The following is a 17,435-nucleotide window of genomic DNA, read 5'->3' on the forward strand; positions in this document are numbered from 1 at the left end:
AATTCCTCTCCGGCGCCTGCGAGGTGAGCTGTCGGGTTCGGGCTGGAGCTGCCCGGCCGCGCGTGGTGCGCGACTTCACCCCGAGCCGTCCGAACTTCCGGATCGGCGTACTACCTGGGTCCCCCGCTCCTGCCACGCGTTGATGGGTGGATGCGAATTCCGAGCGGCGGCAGGATTCGGCGATCCGCTCGGATTGAGGCTGAAGGTAAGCGAGCCGGACGGCCGGAACAAGATGCCGTATTCGGGCGGTGGCGCCCGTTTCGGATATCGCTCGGGATATTCGGTCACCCTGCGTGGATTCCGGTCTCCAATTACCTTGCGGAGCAGCAATTCCCCCTCCCGATACCGCCACGCAACGTCACGGATATGATCCTGCTCACGGACCGGAGGCCATCTCACCCGCGACCGGGGCAGGTTATACGGAATCGTCCATTCCGGACAGATGGGCAGGTGAGTGGCATTCATCCACGATTCATTCGCGCGCAGTGTCCGAATAATGCGCTTCTGACCCCTCGGGGGCCGGGCCGATTGCCACAGGTTGCCTGAGGAACAAATGTCGTAGGGTCAGAAGCCGACATCGTCGGCGAGCCGCGCCGACGGCAGACACGGAGGAGCACGCCGTGACGCAGCAGCTGCCGCAGGTCCCGTCGACAGAGCCCGAGTTGTCAGGCGTGCGCAACTTCCGCGATGTGGGCGGACTGCCGACCACGGACGGCCGGCGGGTGGCCCACGGCAGGCTCTTTCGCAGCGGACATCTCGCCAACGCCACCCCGGCCGATGCCGCCTTCCTCTCCTCCCTCGGCCTGCACACGATCTTCGACTTCCGCAACGCCGCCGATCTGAAGCTCGACGGCGCGGATGTGGAGCTGCCCGGCGTACGCAATGTGAATCTGCCGCTCACCGACCCGGCGGACGGCGCCGAGTTCTGGCGGATGGTGCGGGACGGCGACCTCGACCAGCTGCGCTCGCTCCTCTCGGACGGCAGGGCGGCGACCCGGATGATCGAGTCGTACCGCACGATCATCACGGAACGCACCGCCGAGCACAGCCGCGTCCTGCACTCCCTCGCCGAGGACAGCGTCCCCGCGCTCATGCACTGCGCGGCGGGCAAGGACCGGGCGGGGCTCTCCATCGCGGTCACCCTGCTCGCGGTCGGGGTGGAGCCCGAGGCGGTCGAGGCCGACTATCTCAAGTCGAACGAACCGCACCACCGCTACCCGATCCACCGCAGCGACAACTCCCCCACCGGGATGTCCTCGGAGGTGATGGAGCTGCTCAGCCCGCTCTTCGACGCTCGCGCCGAGTACCTCGCGACGGCCTTCGAGACCATCGAGAAGACCTGGGGCACCACCGACCGCTATCTGACCGAGGGCCTCGGGCTCACCCCCGAGACCCGCGAACGGCTTCGCACCCGCCTCCTCGACCAGAGCTGAGCGCCGACGGGAGCGAAGGCAGAGGCCCGGGCGAGGGCAGCGGCGGGAGCGGGGACGGCGCTACTTTCGATACACGCCCTACCCCCGCGCGCCCATCTCGAAGAGCAGATAGAGAAAGGCCGCGAAGAGATGGCCGGCGATCAGATAGGCGAAGAGCCGGATGACCAGTCCGCGCGGGAACTTCCCCTCCTCCTTCATGACATGACCGGACGCGGCGGGTACGGGCCCGCCTTCCGGTGTGTCGGCCGGGCCGGGCACGGGGTTCTCTGACTCGGGCATGGTGGCAGACCTCTCTCAGCAGGTCAGCGGCGATGGGCCCCGGCACCGAGGCACAGCTCGGCGGCGGGGCTCTGCAGCAGGGTATGGACGAAAAGCAGCTCGGTCCCCTCGGGTCCGGCCGCCGCGATCCGGTGCGGGGTGAGCGAGTCGAAGTGCGCGCTGTCCCCGGGGTCGAGTACGTGTACGGCGTCCCCGAGGGTCAGCCGCAGCCGCCCTTCGAGGACATAGAGCCACTCCTCACCCGGGTGTACGCGGACGAGGTCGCCCTGCGCCCCGTAAGGGACCTGGACCCGCAGCGGCTGCATAGCCCGCCCCGAGCCGCCCGCCTGGTGGTAGGTCCAGCCGTCGGCCTCGACCGGTTCCATCCGGCCGGCCCTGACGATCGGATCACGCTCCGGCGGCATCTCCCCGAGCAGCTCGGAGACCGTCGTACCGTAGATACGGGCAAGGCTCAGCAGCATCGGGAGCGACGGCTGTCTGTGGCCGGTCTCCAGCCGGGAGAGATGGGCGGGGGAGAGCCCGGCCCGCCCGGCGGCGGTCTCCAGGGTGAGCCGTCGGCCGCGGCGCAGCTCGCGCAGGCGGGGTGCGACATCGGGCAGCTGGTCGGGCAGCCCTTCGGCGGCCTCTCCGGCGGGGGGTGTGCTCATACCCCCATTGCGCCAGGAATTTTCCTCCGAGGCAAATTTCTTACCCCGGAGGCAAAAAGCACCACCGCACGACAGTGCCTAGCGGTTGGCGACGGCCTGCTTCACCAGGGTCCTGCCGAAGTCCCACATCAGTCCACCACCACCGTGGGCGTCGTCCATGACCGCGGTGAAGGCGTCCACGAAGCGCTCGACCTCCCGCTCGCCGATGGTGAGCGGCGGGATCAGCTTGATCACCTCCAGATGGTCGCCGGAGACCTGCGTGAGGATCCGGTGCTTCTGGAGCAGCGGTACGACCACCATCTGCGCGAAGAGTCCCTTGCGGGCCGCCTGGAGCATGGTCCAGCGACCGCGCAGCTTGATCGAGTTCGGCCGGCCGAACTCGATCCCGATCATCAGACCACGGCCGCGTACCTCGTACAGCAGCTCATAACGGTCGACCAGGGCGGCCAGTCGTGACCTGAGGAGATCCCCGGTGATCCGTGCGTTGGCGACGACGTTCTCGTCCTCCATCACGGACAGCACGGCCAGGCCCGCGGCCATGGCCTGGGCGTTGGATCCGAAGCTCGCCGAGTGGACGAGCACCCGGTCCATCGAGGAGTAGACCTTCTTGAAGATCCAGTCCTTGCCGAGGGTCGCGCCGACGGGCACATAGCCGCCGGAGAGCGCCTTGGCCACACAGACGAGATCGGGCTCCACTCCGTCCTCGTGCTGGTACGCGTAGAAGTCCCCGGTTCTGCCGAGGCCGGTCTGCACCTCGTCGACGATGAGCAGCGCCTTGTGCCTGTGCAGCAGGTCCTGGGCGGCGCGCAGAAAACCGGGCGGGGTCTCGTGGACGCCCTTGCCCTGGATCGGCTCGACGACGAAGGCGGCCACATCGCCGCGCTTGAGCTCCCTCTCCAGCCCGTCGAGATCGCCGAGCGCGAGGGCGGTGTCGGGCAGCAGCGGTGCGAAGCCGTCCCGGAAGCCGTCCTCGCCGTTGACCGACAGCGAGCCCGTCGTGAGCCCGTGGAAGGCGTGCGAGCAGTAGAGGATCCTGGGCCTGCCGGTCGCGTACCGGGCGAACTTCAGCGCCGTCTCCACGGCTTCCGTACCGCTGTTGCCGAAGAACACCCGGTCCAGATGCGGGGAGTGGGCGAGCAGCTTCTCGGCGAGCAGTCCCGGCAGCGGCTGGCAGTCGAAGCGGGTGAGATCGGCGAGCGAGGCGTCGAGGACGTCGTGAAGCGCCTTGCGTACGACGGGATGGTGCCGGCCGAGACCCATGACGCCGAAGCCGGCGAGCATGTCGAGATAGTCGTTGCCGTCCTCGTCCCAGAAGTAGGCTCCCTCGGCCCGCTCGTAGAACCGGTCGAATCCGATGGTGTGCAGCATGCGCGGAAGCTGGTGGTTGAGGTGCTTGGTGTACAGCTCGTAGCGCTCGGCGCCACGCTCCGCGAGCAGCCGCGACAGGTCGAAGCCCGTGGGGTCGGTCATTCCGTGCTCTCCTTGGCTGCCGGGCTCTGCTCGCGCGCCCGGCTCTCCTGGCGCGCCGGCTTACCCACGCGTGGCGGCGTCTTCCTGGGCACCGAGGTCCGCTCGGGTGCCGGGGTCTTCCTGGGCGCCAGCGCGGCGGTGATCCGTCCCGCGATCTCCACCGGGGTGAGACCGATGTCGGCCAGCACCTCACCCCGTTTGGCGTGGGCCAGAAACTCCTCGGGGATACCGAAGGTCCGCAGCGGTACGTCCACCCCCGCGTCACGCAGTGACTGCCCGACGGCCCAACCCACCCCTCCGCTGCGGCTGTTGTCCTCGACGACCGCGACCAGCCGGTGCCGTTCGGCCAGCGGGGCGAGCTGTTCGTCGACGGGCTTGACCCATCGGGGATCGACCACCGTGCAGCCGATACCGCGCTCGGCCAGCAGCTGTGCCGCCTGGAGACATACGGGCGCGAGCGCCCCCACCGACACGAGCAGCACCTCGGCGTCGGCCCGGTGGCGCAGGACATCCATCCCGCCCACACGTCCCACGGCCGGGATCTCCGGCCCTGTGGACTCCTTGGCGAACCGCACCACGGTCGGCGCGTCGTGCACGGCCACCGCCTCGCGCAGCTGCGCCCTCAGCTGTCCGGCGTCGCGCGGCGCCGCGATGCGCAGTCCGGGTACGCACTGGAGGATCGACATGTCCCACATGCCGTTGTGCGAGGCCCCGTCGACCCCGGTGACCCCGGCCCGGTCGAGGACGAACGTGACACCGCACCGGTGCAGGGCGACATCCATCAGCAGCTGGTCGAAGGCGCGGTTGAGGAACGTGGCGTAGACGGCGACGACCGGGTGCAGCCCGCCGGTGGCGAGCCCGGCCGCGGAGACCGCCGCGTGCTGCTCGGCGATCCCCACGTCCCAGACCCGGTCCGGGAATCGCTCGGCGAATTTCGTCAGCCCGACGGGGTGCAGCATGGCCGCCGTGATCGCCACCACATCGGGCCGCTCCTCGCCGATCGCGACGATCTCGTCGCGGAACACCGAGGTCCATGACGGGCCGCTGGGTGGCGCCAGCGGCTCGCAGGTCAGCGGATCCATCACGCCGACCGTATGGAAGCGGTCCGCCTCGTCCTCCAGCGCCGGCGCGTAGCCGCGCCCCTTCTCGGTCAGACAGTGCACCAGTACGGGTCCGTGGAAGCGTTTCGCGCGCCGCAGCGCCGATTCCAGGGCGGCGGTGTCATGGCCGTCGACCGGTCCGACGTATTTGAGACCGAGGTCCTCGAACATTCCCTGCGGGGCGAAGGTGTCCTTGAACCCCTTCTTCGCGCCGTGCAGCGACTCGTACAGTGTCCGGCCCACCACGGGGGTGCGCTGGAGTACGTCCTTGCCCCAGGCCAGGACGCTTTCGTAGCCGTCGGTGGTACGGAGCGTGGCGAGGTGGTCGGCGAGTCCGCCTATCGTCGGACCGTAGGACCGTTCATTGTCGTTGACCACGATGATCAGGGGCCGGTCCTTGGCCGCGGCGATATTGTTCAGCGCCTCCCAGGCCATTCCGCCGGTGAGTGCCCCGTCCCCGATGACCGCGACGACATGGTCCTCCCCGCCCAGCACCTCACGGGCCTTGGCGAGTCCGTCGGCCCAGCCGAGCACGGTGGAGGCATGCGAGTTCTCGATGACATCGTGTACGGACTCGGCGCGGGAGGGATAGCCGGAAAGGCCGCCCTTGCCGCGGAGTTTGGAGAAGTCCTGTCTGCCGGTGAGAAGTTTATGGACATAGCTCTGATGGCCGGTGTCCCACAGAATTCGGTCGACAGGAGAATCGAAGACCCGGTGCAGGGCGATGGTCAGCTCCACCACCCCGAGATTGGGCCCGAGATGTCCGCCGGTTCTGGCGACCGCCTGAATCAGGAACTGTCTGATGTCCTCGGCCAGTTCGCCGATATCACTTTCACTCAGCGCCTTGAGATCGCGCGGCCCCCGGATATGCTCCAAGACTGACACGCTCGGGCCCCCTCTCGGAATTCCTCGTCAGCTCACGGTGACTGCGGTCATCTCGTCACCGTGTCCCGGCGACCGTCTCACGGACCGCACGCAGGGACTCCTTGAGCGAGCCCATGGTGGCGAGGACGGCGGTCGGCTCATAGCCGCAGTGCGCCATGCAGTTGGCGCAGCGCGCGTCCTTGCCGCGGCCGTACTTGTCCCAGTCCGTCTCCTCGATGAGCTGCCGGTACGTCGGCACATACCCGTCGCTCATCAGATAGCAGGGGCGCTGCCAGCCGAAGAGCGAGTAGTTGGGGATGGCCCACGCCGTGCACGGGAAGTCGGCCTTGCCTTCGAGGAAGTCCAGGAACAGCGGGGAGTGGTTGAGCCGCCAGCGCGCCCGGTTTCCCCCGGCGAACGACTTCCGGAACAGCTCCCGGGTCTGCTCGACTCCCAGGAAGTGCTCCTGATCGGGGGCCTTCTCATAGGCATAGGCGGGCGAGATCATCATCTCGTCGACCTTCAGATCGTCATTGAGATAGTTGAGCACCTCGATGACGGTCTGGGGGGTGTCGGTGTTGAAGAAGGTGGAGTTGGTGGTCACCCGGAACCCGCGGCGCTTGGCCTCCTTGATGGCCGCCACGGCCTCGTCGAACACACCTTCCTTCGCCACGGACTCGTCGTGCCGCTCACGCAGCCCGTCGATGTGCACCGCGAAGGCGAAATACGGCGAGGGCTTGAATTTCTCGATCTTCTTGCGCAGCAGCATCGCGTTGGTGCACAGGAAGACGTATTTCCTCTTCGCCACCAGCTGCCGGACGATCTCGTCGATCTGCGGATGCATCAGCGGCTCGCCACCGGCGATGGAGACCATGGGCGCCCCGGACTCCAGCACCGCCCCGACGGCCTGGGCAACGGGCATGCGCTGCTTCAGGATGCCTGCCGGGTGCTGGATCTTGCCGCAGCCCTCACATTTCAGATTGCAGGCGAAGAGGGGTTCCAGCTCGACGATGAGCGGAAACTTCGTGCGCTTGCGGAGCTTCTGTTCAAAGAGGTACGTCCCGACCCTGATGGTCTGACGGAGCGGCATGGCCATCTAGCTCACCTCCTGGGGAGCAGCAAAGAACGGTGCCATTCATGGAAAGCTGGGAGGACGGCACGGAGAACGCGGAAGGCTGATATTCCACCGCGCACTGTGCCAATCCGGACGAGCTCATGCTCTGGAGCGTCCACGACCACCCGGACGGCCGCAACCGGGCGGGACCCGGCGCTCAGAGCACTGCGGAGTGTGGCGGCGGACTCCATGTCCACCGCGACCGCCCCCGTGGCCCGCAGCTCGGCCCGCTCCTGACCACGAATCACATGGTCGGAGCCGGTCAGCGGGCCGGTGTGGACCGTACGGCCGGGCACGACCCTGGCCAGCGCGGCCACCAGCAGTGCGGTGTCCGTACAGGGCGTGGCGCCGTCCGGGTGCCGGGTCTCGTCGGCGACGATCAGATCCCCGGGGTTCATCCCCGGGACGAGTCCGGCACAGAACCCGGACGCGATCACGGCCGCGTCCCTGTTCCGGGCCTCCGCGAGCGCGCGGGTCACGGAGCGCCGCGCGTTCCTGGGTCCCATGCCCGTACGCAGGACGGTCACCGGCCCCGCCGCGCCGGCCCGCCCCGCGCGCAGGGCGAACCGCTCGATGCCGAGCGCGCAGGCGATCAGCAGCGGCGCGGCGGGACCGGCTACCGGCCCCGGCGACGGACCGGCGGACGGAGCCGAGGACGGGCCGGAGGACCGTTCCATCAGCTCCCCTTGTGGACGCCCGCGAGGACCGCGAGCGGCTTGGGCTCGCCATGGAGGTATCTGCCGAGCGCGGTGAGCGGGAAGACCTGCCGGTAGAGGTGGTAGTTGATGGAGAAGTCCCAGGGAAAGCCGGTGCCGGTGAAGTGCGGCTCGTCCCAGGAGCCGTCCTCCCGCTGAGCCGCGGCGAGCCAGGCGATTCCGCGTTCGACGGCCTTGCTCTCCCGCTCGCCTGCCGCGAGCAGCGCGAGCAGCGCCCACGCGGTCTGGGAGGCGGTCGTGGCACCGCGTCCGATCCACGACTCGTCGTCGTACGAGCGCAGATCCTCGCCCCAGCCGCCGTCCTCGTTCTGCACGGATTCGAGCCAGGTGACCGCGCGGCGGATCGCGGGGTGGGAGACCGGCAGTCCGGCCGCGGTCAGCGCGGGCACCACCGAACCGGTCCCGTATACGTAGTTGACGCCCCAGCGGCCGAACCAGGCGCCGTTGGTCTCCTGTTCGGCGAGGAGCCAGTCGATTCCGCGCCGGGTACGGGGGTGATGGGACTTGCCCTCGAAGGCCAGCATCTCGACCACATGCGCGGTGACATCCGCGGACGGCGGGTCGATGACCTCGCCGAAGTCACAGAAGGGCAGCCGGTTGGGGAAGGGGCTGGTGTTGTCGGCGTCGAACGCGCCCCAGGCCCCGTTCCTCGACTGCATGCCCAGATTCCACCGGGCGCCGCGCTCGATGGCCGCGTCGAGCCGCTTGCCGTCCGGGTGCCGGACCCGGCGCAGCGCGAGGATGACCTCGGCGGTGTCGTCGATGTCCGGGTAGTTGTCGTTGTGGAACTCGAACGCCCAGCCGCCCGGGTCGAGTCCGGGCCGGCGTACGGACCAGTCACCGGGGCGCACGATCTGCTCGCCGAGCATCCAGTCGGCGGCCTTGACCAGGGCCGGATGGTCGGGGTCCAGACCGGCGTCGGCGAGGGCGATGGTGGCGAGGCAGGTGTCCCAGACCGGGGACTGGCAGGCCTCGATCATCCGGGCGCCGTCCTCGCGCCGGACGGCGAACCGGTCGAGTGATTCCAGACCGGCGCGCATGATCGGGTGGTCGAGGTCGTAGCCGAGCAGATGCAGGGCGATCACGGAGTAGACGGCGGGGGGCTGGATCCCGCCCCAGCAGCCGTCGTTCTCCTGCCGTTCGATGATCCAGCGCGCGGCGGCGTTCATCGCGGTACGGCGCAGCCTGCGCGGCGCGATCTTGTGGTACGCGCGCAGGGCCTTGTCGAGGCGTTGGAAGACACCGTCCCAACTGGTCATGGGCGCGACGGACTTGCCGGCGCCGGGGCGCGCGGGGTCGGCGCGCAGCTCGTCCAGGGCGAAGGGCGCGGGCCGTACGGGCCGCTTCGCGGAGACGATGGTGAGCGGCACGATCGTCTGCCGTGCCCAGCAGCCGAAGTCATAGATGTTGAGCGGGAACCACTTGGGGAAGAAGATCAGTTCTGGCGGCAGTTCGGGCAGGTCGTCCCACTTCCACCAGCCGAAGAGGGCGAGCCAGACCCGGGTGAAGACCCGGGAGTCCGCGATGCCGCCGTGTTCGCGCACCCAGCGTGCGGCGCGCGCCATGTGCGGGTCCTCGGGGCTGTCGCCGGCCAGTCGCAGGGCGACATACGCCTCGATGGTGGCGGAGAGTTCGCCGGGACCTCCGTAGAAGGTGGCCCATGTACCGTCCGCGCGCTGCTCACCACGGATGAAGAGGGCCGATGCCTCCGTGGTGCGCGCGTCCTGGATTCCGAGGAACTGGCGGAGCAGCAGATCCTCGGCGTCCATCGTCACATTGGTCGCCAGGTCGCCCTTCCACCAGCCCTGGGCGTCCTGCCTGCCGAGCAGATGCTCGACGGATCGTGCGGTGGCCCGCTCGGCGGCGACTCGAAGGTCACCGCCCGCCGCGGGGATGGTGGTTTCGGTCGGTCTGCTGGCCGAGGCTGCGCGGGGTCCCATGGCCCCGGTGCTTCCGTCGGTCGTCGCTGTCATGGCTTCCCCTTCGTGCAGTGGTGTGCTTCTGCTGTGCTGGGGTCTCCGTCGTCCGAGGCCCTACGGGCTGTGGACGGCGACTGTGGGGGGTATGGGGTTCAGCCCCTGGAAGGAAGGCATTGGGGGATAGTGATCATCTCTTTCGTACGACGACGAAGTCCGCGAGCGCGATGAGCTGCGCACGGACCTGTTCCGGCATGTCGACACCGTCCAGGGCCTCGATGGCGACGGCGTGCTGCCTGCGAGCCTCCTGCGAGGTCCACTCCCGGCCGCCCGCCTCCTCGATCAACGCCGCCCTGGTGGCGAATTCTTCCTCCGAGAAGGTCTCGAAATCATTGCTCTTGGCGTCGGCGGCGAGCAGTTCGCCGAGCCGTTGCGAGGCCGGGCCGCCCGCGGCGAGCGCGGCGACGACCGGCAGGGACTTCTTGCGCTGGCGCAGATCGCTCCAGGTCTGCTTGCCGGTGGCCTCCGGGTCGCCCCAGATGCCGAGCAGATCGTCAACAGCCTGGAAGGCGAGGCCGAGATGGTGCCCGTAGGCCTCCAGCGTGTCGGCCGTACGGTCGTCGGCGCCGCCGAGGACCGCGCCGATGGAGACGGCGCAGGCGAGCAGGGCGCCGGTCTTGTTGCCCTCCATCTCCAGGCACTCCTCGACAGTGACCCGCTCGCGGTGCTCGTAGGAGATGTCCTGCGCCTGACCGTCGATCAGCTTGCGGGTCGCGGCGGTCAGCCGGCGTGTCGCACGGCCCGCCTCGACCGTGCCGATCTCCAGCAGCACCTCATTGGCGAGTACGAAGAGGGCGTCGCCGACGAGGATCGCCTGGGCGGGGCCGTGCACCTTCCATACGGTGTCGCGGTGCCGGCGCTGCTCGTCGCCGTCCATCAGATCGTCGTGCAGCAGCGAGAAGTTGTGGACCAGCTCCACCGCGACCGCGCCGGGGACGCCCGTCTCGGCGGGGGCGCCGGCGGCCTCCGCGGAGAGCAGCGCGAGCGCCGGGCGCACCGCCTTCCCGCCGTCTCCGTCGGCGGGCCGGCCATCGGCGTCGATCCAGCCGAAGTGGTAGGCCGCGACGGTGTCCATGGGCGCGGCAAGCCGCCCAACAGCGGCGCGCAGCACCGGCGTTGACAGGTTTCGTCCTCGCTCAAGCAGCGCGTGGACATCCGCGGTGTCGACAGCCGGATCAGCCGGGGGCACAGTCGGCACGGTCTCTCCTCTTGTTGCAGTACTCGTTGGTGCGGTGCTCGGACTCATGCCGCCTCCCGCAAGGGGTGTTCATGGCGGTGCCCCAGCTCGGAGAGGGCCGCGCCGGCGGCGCTGAAGCCGCTGCGCACCGCACCCTCCATGGTCGCGGGCCAACCGGTGGCGGTCCATGCGCCGGCCAGGAAGAGGCCGGGAGCACGGGTGTGGGCCGCCGGCCGCAGCCTGCCCACGCCCGGCGCGGGCGCGAACGTCGCGGTGCGCTCGCGTGTCACGAAGAAGTCCCGCACCTCCGCGCCCCGGGCGGCCGGAAGGAGTCGTTCCAGTTCGGGCAGATAGCGCGCACGCAACTCCGACACGGGCGTGTCGATCTCGTCCTGGGCGGCCGACTGGGACACCGCCAGATACTGGCCGTCCTTCAGCCCTGAGGCGTCGGTACGGTCGAAGACCCACTGGACCGGGCTGCCGAGCGCGGCGAAGAACGGCCGGCGCAGCACCTTGCGGTCGTAGACGACATGGAGGTTGAGGATCGGCGCGGTGCCGATGTCCAGCAGCCGGTCGGGGTCGGCCAGCGCGCCGCCTGGCAGCAGCGAGTGGGCCTCGCGCTGGGGTACGGCGAGGACGACGGAGTCCGCGCGCAGCCGTTCTCCGTCCATGTCGACATGCCAGCCGCCGTCCTCCGCGCGGGAGACGGAGCTGACACGGGTGCGGGTCTCGGTCCGTACCCCCGCGGAGTCGAGCGCCTTGCGGGCGAGCGTGTCGTGCAGCTCACCGAGCGGGACACGCGCCCAGCCGATGTCGGCGGCTCCGGGCTCGGAGAGCAGCCCGGTCTTGAAGACCATCGCGGCGAGTCCCATGGACGCGTGCGGCGCGGTGGCGTTGAGAGTCGCCACGCCGACCAGGTCCCACAGGGCCTCGATGGTCCGCTCCGACTGACCGTGCCGGCCGAGCCAGGTGGCGAAGTCGATGCCGTCCAGCGCCGGGTCGGCGGGGTCGAGCCGCTTGAGCGCGAGCGCGGCACGCCCGACGGAGGCGCGCTCGGCCAGGGAGAGATGCGGATACGCCGCGAGCCCGGCGGCCAGATGCAGCGGTACGGGCAGAGCGTTGCGGCGAATCCGTCCCAGCCTGGGCCCTCCGGCCGGGGCGACATCGAGTACGGGTACGTCCAGCCGGTCCTGGAGCGGCGCGAGCGCGGCGCCGTCCACCCGGTCGAGGAACCAGCGGTACGCCGTGCAGCAGCGCAGATACACATGCTGGCCGTTGTCGATGGTGAGGTCGCCGCGCTGGAAGGAGAAGGCGAGACCGCCGAGCCGGGGCCGCCCCTCGACGAGCGTCACCCGCACCCCTGCGTCGGCGAGCTGAAGCGCGGCCGTGATCCCGGCGAGTCCCGCGCCGATCACGACCGCGTGACGGGTTGTGTCCTCGGCCGTTGTCATACCTGCCCCCCGTGTCCGCGAAGTCCCGCTCGGCCCGCCACACCCGGCGGCCCCGCCCTGCGGGCGGACGGCGCTGCTTTCGCGACACGCCCTACGGCGTTTCCATGAAGTTTCCCCATAGCCACCGGTTCAGCCACCGGTTCCGTCGCGGTCAAGGACGCGTCATAGTGCCGAGGGGTTGAGAACCTTGGATGTGTGTGCGTGTTCCGGTGGATTCCGCGGGGCGTGGGGATCGGGCCGAATCGGGCGGTGAGCCGCATCAGCCACGCCTCCTGATGGTCTGCCGGGAGATCTGGCGCGCGTCGAGCCCCGAGAGCCCGCGCACGGCGACATAGGCCTTCTCGCGTCCCGGCAGCGAGACCCTGCCGCGCAGCACGGCCCCGGGGTCGCGTGCGATGCGGTCGAGCAGCCGGCGGTAGATCCCGGCCATGGCGGCGACACAGGCGCCGCTGCGCCGGTCGAGCATGGGCAGCAGACGCAGGCCCTCGGCGAAGAGCGCGCGGGCGCGGCGTACCTCGAAGTGGACCAGTCCGGCGAAGTCGGCGCCCGCGGCCGGGGTCGCGCTGTGGAAGCCCGCGGAGCAGCCGAACTTGGCGAGGTCGTCCGAGGGCAGGTACGTACGGCCGTTGCCCGCGTCCTCGCGCACATCGCGCAGGATGTTGGTCAACTGGAGGGCGAGTCCCAGCGTGTCGGCGTACTCGGCGGCGCGCTCGGCGCCGGGCGCGCCGGGGGTGGTGCCGAACACGCCGAGCGACACGCGGCCGATGGCACCCGCGACACACCGGCAGTAGGCCTTGAGGTCGTCCCAGGTCTCATAGGTGTCGCCGCGTACGTCCATCAGCACGCCGTCGATCAGCTCGTCGAGGCCGCCGAGCGGGATCGGGAAGCGGCGCGCCGCGTCGGTGAGCGCGACGGCGACGGGGTCGGTGTCGTCCTCGTCCACCGCGCCCTTTCTGACCCGCTCAAGGAGCGCACGGGTGTCGTCGAGGCGTGCCTGTTTGGCCTCCGGGGCGAGTGTGCCGTCGCCGATGTCGTCCACCCGCCGCGAGAGGGCGTACAGCGCGGACATGGCCTGTCGCTTCTCGGCCGGCAGCAGTCTGATGCCATAGGCGAAGTTACGGGCCTGCTGCCCGGTGACGGCCTCGCAGTAGCTGTAGGCCGCCAGTACCGGCGCGGACATGGGCGTCTGTCCCTCCACGTTCCGGCTCACCCCTCTCTGTGCGCACTTCGCAGGACAGCTCCCACTTCGCGCAGCAGACGCGGCTTGGTGGGTTTGGGCGGTCCGGGGAGCACATCGTGCCCGGCGGCCGCGATCGAAACGAGGGCGGCACGCCCTCCGGCGACGAATCCGGCGAGCAGCAGCCGGAGTCTGCCGTGGACGCTGCCCACCAGTGGGATGCCCTCGTCCAGCAGTTGCCCGGCACGTTCGGCCTCGAAGGCCACCAGCGCGCGCACCGACGCGTTCGCGGTGCCCGCGGCGAGGTCCGCCTCGGTGACCTGAAACCTCTTCATGTCCTGGGCGGGCACATAGATACGGTCCCGGCCGAGGTCCTCGGTGACGTCCTGGAGATGTTCGACGATCTGCAGCGCCGTGCAGACGGCGTCGGAGCGACGGACGCGCTCGGGGTTCGCGGTGCCGGTGATCTCAAGGACGAGCCGGCCGACCGGGTTCGCGGACAGCTCGCAGTAGGCGAGCAGGTCGTCATAGGTCTCGTAGCGGCGTACCAGCTGGTCCTGGCGGTTGGCCGCGATCAGTCCGAGGAACGGCTCGGGGGTGAGCGAGCGGCGCCGTACGGTCGAGGTCAGGGCGCGCAGCAGCGGATGTGCCGGAGCCGGGCCCCGCGGTTCGAAGAGGCGCCGCAGATCGGCCTCGAAGGCGTCCAGCATGACCACGCGGTCATCGGCCTGGGAGGGGTCGACGCCCAGGTGGCGGGCGTCGCCGCCGCCGGGGGCGAGATCGCCGTCACCGATGTCGTCGACGAGCCGCGCGAAGCCGTACACGGCCATCAGATCATCTCGCCAGGCGCGCGGCAGGAAGAACGGGGCCACGGGAAAGTTCTCGTCCGCGGCCTTGTCCAGGGTGGTGCGCGCGGAGGCGTCGGAGCGTACCTGTGGGGGGCCCGTCATCGCGTGCTGCCCGGTACGGGGACGGCGGAATCCTCGCGGAGCTGGAGATTTTCCGTCATTGCCGTCACATCTCCCGTTCTACACTGCTGACCCAATACATCCCATTTCGGACACGCCGCCCGCCCCTCCGAGTACAGAAGGCTGCCAGGCAGGCGGGGGGCTCCGTGGGAATGACCCCTCTTGCCGCGAATCAGCCCAGCACAGCTTACGTTGTACAGCTAAGAGGAACACGTCGGGGTGTTACGGCCATTACAAGAACGCCGCAATACATGCCAACCTTCCCCCGACCCACCGGACTTGACCGATCCTTGACGATCGGCCCACCAGGAGGCCCCCGCCGGGTCGATCCGGCGGGGGCCCGTTCGATCATGTCCGACCGGACTACTTGCCGGTCTCCTTCTCGTACGCCTTGATGACCTCGTCGGTCGGGCCGTCCATCAGCAGCTCGCCCTTCTCCAGCCACAGCACCCGGTCACAGGTGTCCCTGATCGACTTGTTGCTGTGGCTGACCAGGAAGACCGTACCCGCCTCCTTGCGCAGCTCACGGATCCGCTGCTCGGAGCGGATCTGGAACTTCCGGTCGCCGGTGGCCAGCGCCTCGTCGATCATGAGGACGTCGTGGTCCTTGGCGGCGGCGATGGAGAACCGGAGCCTGGCCGCCATGCCGGAGGAGTACGTCCGCATGGGGAGGGTGATGAAGTCGCCCTTCTCGTTGATGCCGGAGAAGTCGACGATCTCCTGGTAGCGCTCGCGGATCTGCTCGCGTGTCATCCCCATGGCCAGACCGCCGAGGATGACATTGCGCTCACCGGTCAGATCGTTCATCAGGGCCGCGTTGACCCCCAGCAGGGACGGCTGGCCGTCGGTGTAGACCTTGCCGCTCTCGGCCGGCAGCAGACCGGCGATCGCACGCAGCAGGGTCGACTTGCCGGAACCGTTGGTGCCGATCAGCCCGATCGCCTCGCCGCGGTACGCGGTGAAGGTGACCCCCCGGACGGCATGGACCTTGCGGACGCCCCGCGACTCCCCCTTGTCGCGGCGGAGTATGCGGCTGAGCGCGGCGGTGGCGCTGCCCCGGCCGCCGCCACCGCCGTTGACGCGGTACACGATGTGCACGTCATCGGCGATGACCGTGGGGATACGCCCCTGCGTGTTGTCGTCAGCCACGGCCGTAGCGCTCCTCAGCCTTCCAGAAGTAGACGAAGCCGACGACGCCCAGAAGCACGGCCCACACCAGCGCGACCAGCCAGACATGCGCGGGCAGGTTGTCGGAACCGTACCCGTCGATCAGCGCGAACCTGACCAGGTCCATGTAGATGGCGGCCGGGTTGTACTGGAGGACATCGGCGATCCAGGCGGGCTTGTCCTTGAGCATCAACGGGATCGAGAACATCACGCCCGAGGCGTACATCCAGGTGCGCATCACGAACGGCATCAGCTGGGCGAGGTCGGGGGTCTTGCTGCCCAGCCTCGCCATGATCAGCGCCAGACCGGTGTTGAAGACGAACTGGAGCGCCAGCGCGGGCACGACCAGCAGCCAGCTCAGAGCCGGGTAGCTGCCGAAGGCCACCGCGACGACGACCAGCACGATCATCGAGAAGAGAAGCTGCTGAAGCTGCTGGAGCGAGAAGGACACCGGCAGCGAGGCCCGCGGGAAGTGCAGGGCCCGCACGAGCCCCAGATTGCCGGAGATGGCGCGGACGCCGGCCATCACCGAGCTCTGGGTGAAGGTGAAGACGAAGACCCCGGTGACCAGGAAGGGCACGAAGACATCCTGCGGGATGTCCTTCTTGGTCCCCAGGATCAGGCCGAAGATCAAGTAGTAGACGAAGGCGTTCAGCAGCGGGGTCGCCACCTGCCAGAGCTGGCCCAGCTTCGCCTGGCTGTACTGGGCCGTGAGCTTCGCCTGGGAAAAGGCCAGGATGAAATGACGCCGGCCCCACAGCTGCCGGATGTAGTCGCGCAGCCCTGGCCGGGCACCGCTCACCGACAGACCGTACTTGGCGGCGAGATCCGCCGCGGACAGACCGTCGTCGGGCGACGGGGGGGCGCTCACAGCGATCGCACCCTCTTGGGTTGTGTCACTCACAAGTTGAAACTTTCGTGTTCAAGATGCGCAGCCGGTCGGGCGCGGGCGCGGACGGCCCGGCCCCGGGGGGGTTAAGAGGCAGGCGGCCTCTTGTCCGATGCTCTCAGAACCGAGCTTGTCAGATGACAGGCGGTCGGCCCAGCCGGGTCAGCCGCCATACCGTACGCCACTTCATCGGACGGCGCGGCCCGCACGGGGTCGCCCAGCCCTCCCGGAACCCGCCGAACCACGCCTTCAGGGCGGACACGGACGGGCGCCTGACCAGGGTGAGCAGGACCCATACGCCGAGATAGAGCGGGACGACGGGGGCGGGCAGATTGCGACGGGCGAGCCAGACCCGGTTGCGGGCCACCATGCGGTGGTAGACCGCGTGCCGGGACGGCGGCATGGTCGGGTGGTTCAGCACCATGTCGGCGCGGTAGTCGATCATCCAGCCGGCGTCCAGCGCCCGCCAGGCGAGATCGGTCTCCTCATGGGCGTAGAAGAAACCGCCGGGCAACCCGCCGACCTGCGCGAGGACCCTCGTACGTACGGCACTGGCGCCGCCGAGGAAGGTCGTCACCCGGGAGGAGCGCAGCGGGTCCGAGGCGCGCAGCCGCGGGACATGGCGGCGCTGGGTGAGACCGGTCTCCGGGTCGGTGATCCGGAAGCTGACGATCCCCAGCACGGGGTCGGCCGCGAACGCCTCGCGGAGCAGTTCGGCGGTGTCGGTGCCCGGCAGCAGACCGTCGTCGTCCAGGAAGAGCAGGGCGTCCACGTCCGAGCCGGCGGCCCCGAACGCCTCGATCCCGACATTGCGGCCGCCGGGGATCCCGAGGTTCTCGGGCAGTTCGACCGTCCGTACGCCGTCGGGAACGGCGCCGACGGGGGCGCCGTTCCCGACCACGACGATCTCGACCGGGTCACCGTTCTGGCGCCGGACGGAATCGATCAGCGCACGCAGTTCGCCGGGGCGGTCACCCATCGTGATGATCACCGCGCCGAGCCGCATG

At 69.4% G+C, this 17,435-nt stretch carries 15 protein-coding genes and 1 riboswitch; of the genes, 1 reads left to right on the plus strand and 14 read right to left on the minus strand.

Annotated elements, in window-relative coordinates:
- A riboswitch (cyclic di-AMP (ydaO/yuaA leader) is annotated at positions 1 to 192 on the minus strand.
- Between the two features lie 428 nt (positions 193 to 620).
- Positions 621 to 1,433, plus strand: a complete 813-nt coding sequence (locus M1203_RS00560) for a tyrosine-protein phosphatase (protein ID WP_249947426.1) — start codon at positions 621 to 623, stop codon at positions 1,431 to 1,433.
- Positions 1,434 to 1,511: 78 nt separating this feature from the next.
- On the opposite strand, the gene M1203_RS00565 is transcribed toward M1203_RS00560, so the two are convergent.
- The 14 genes from M1203_RS00565 to M1203_RS00630 form a co-directional block, all read right to left on the minus strand.
- Positions 1,512 to 1,712 (minus strand): DUF6126 family protein, encoded by a 201-nt coding sequence (locus M1203_RS00565; protein ID WP_249947427.1) that lies wholly within the window; start codon positions 1,710 to 1,712, stop codon positions 1,512 to 1,514.
- A 23-nt stretch (positions 1,713 to 1,735) separates the two neighbouring features.
- Positions 1,736 to 2,359 carry a helix-turn-helix domain-containing protein gene (locus M1203_RS00570; RefSeq protein WP_249947428.1) on the minus strand — a complete coding sequence of 208 codons (624 nt, stop codon included), beginning with the start codon at positions 2,357 to 2,359 and terminating at the stop codon, positions 1,736 to 1,738.
- Positions 2,360 to 2,437: 78 nt separating this feature from the next.
- A complete protein-coding gene (locus tag M1203_RS00575; RefSeq protein WP_249947429.1) occupies positions 2,438 to 3,829 on the minus strand; it encodes an aspartate aminotransferase family protein in 1,392 nt (463 codons plus the stop codon).
- Complete coding sequence (gene dxs / locus M1203_RS00580) at positions 3,826 to 5,814, minus strand: 1-deoxy-D-xylulose-5-phosphate synthase (RefSeq protein WP_249947430.1); 1,989 nt, start codon at positions 5,812 to 5,814, stop codon at positions 3,826 to 3,828. Before dxs ends, M1203_RS00575 begins: the two co-directional genes overlap by 4 nt.
- A 55-nt stretch (positions 5,815 to 5,869) precedes the next feature.
- Entirely contained in the window at positions 5,870 to 6,889 is a 1,020-nt protein-coding gene (gene hpnH, locus M1203_RS00585; RefSeq protein ID WP_249947431.1) for an adenosyl-hopene transferase HpnH, read from the minus strand.
- 5 nt (positions 6,890 to 6,894) lie between these two features.
- Positions 6,895 to 7,584 (minus strand): 1-hydroxy-2-methyl-2-butenyl 4-diphosphate reductase, encoded by a 690-nt coding sequence (locus M1203_RS00590; protein WP_249947432.1) that lies wholly within the window; start codon positions 7,582 to 7,584, stop codon positions 6,895 to 6,897.
- A complete protein-coding gene (gene shc / locus M1203_RS00595; protein ID WP_249947433.1) occupies positions 7,584 to 9,596 on the minus strand; it encodes a squalene--hopene cyclase in 2,013 nt (670 codons plus the stop codon). Before shc ends, M1203_RS00590 begins: the two co-directional genes overlap by 1 nt.
- Positions 9,597 to 9,729: 133 nt before the next feature.
- A complete protein-coding gene (locus M1203_RS00600) occupies positions 9,730 to 10,845 on the minus strand; it encodes a polyprenyl synthetase family protein (RefSeq protein ID WP_249947434.1) in 1,116 nt (371 codons plus the stop codon).
- A complete protein-coding gene (gene hpnE, locus M1203_RS00605; RefSeq protein ID WP_249947435.1) occupies positions 10,842 to 12,227 on the minus strand; it encodes a hydroxysqualene dehydroxylase HpnE in 1,386 nt (461 codons plus the stop codon). The genes M1203_RS00600 and hpnE overlap by 4 nt, the downstream gene beginning before the upstream one ends.
- 259 nt (positions 12,228 to 12,486) lie before the next feature.
- Positions 12,487 to 13,437 carry a presqualene diphosphate synthase HpnD gene (gene hpnD, locus M1203_RS00610; protein WP_374401302.1) on the minus strand — a complete coding sequence of 317 codons (951 nt, stop codon included), beginning with the start codon at positions 13,435 to 13,437 and terminating at the stop codon, positions 12,487 to 12,489.
- Positions 13,434 to 14,354: a squalene synthase HpnC gene (hpnC, locus tag M1203_RS00615; RefSeq protein WP_249947437.1), complete on the minus strand. Its 921-nt coding sequence runs from the start codon at positions 14,352 to 14,354 to the stop codon at positions 13,434 to 13,436. Before hpnC ends, hpnD begins: the two co-directional genes overlap by 4 nt.
- A 381-nt stretch (positions 14,355 to 14,735) precedes the next feature.
- On the minus strand, positions 14,736 to 15,521 hold the full coding sequence (locus M1203_RS00620) for an ABC transporter ATP-binding protein (protein ID WP_249947438.1): 786 nt from the start codon (positions 15,519 to 15,521) through the stop codon (positions 14,736 to 14,738).
- Positions 15,514 to 16,443, minus strand: a complete 930-nt coding sequence (locus M1203_RS00625; protein WP_249947439.1) for an ABC transporter permease — start codon at positions 16,441 to 16,443, stop codon at positions 15,514 to 15,516. The genes M1203_RS00620 and M1203_RS00625 overlap by 8 nt, the downstream gene beginning before the upstream one ends.
- Before the next feature lie 118 nt (positions 16,444 to 16,561).
- Positions 16,562 to 17,434, minus strand: coding sequence for a glycosyltransferase family 2 protein (locus tag M1203_RS00630; protein WP_249947893.1), 873 nt, complete (start codon positions 17,432 to 17,434; stop codon positions 16,562 to 16,564).
- Between the last annotated feature and the right edge of the window lies 1 nt (position 17,435).

Origin of the sequence: Streptomyces sp. 35G-GA-8, assembly GCF_023534745.1 — a bacterium.
In the GTDB taxonomy this organism is placed as follows: domain Bacteria; phylum Actinomycetota; class Actinomycetes; order Streptomycetales; family Streptomycetaceae; genus Streptomyces.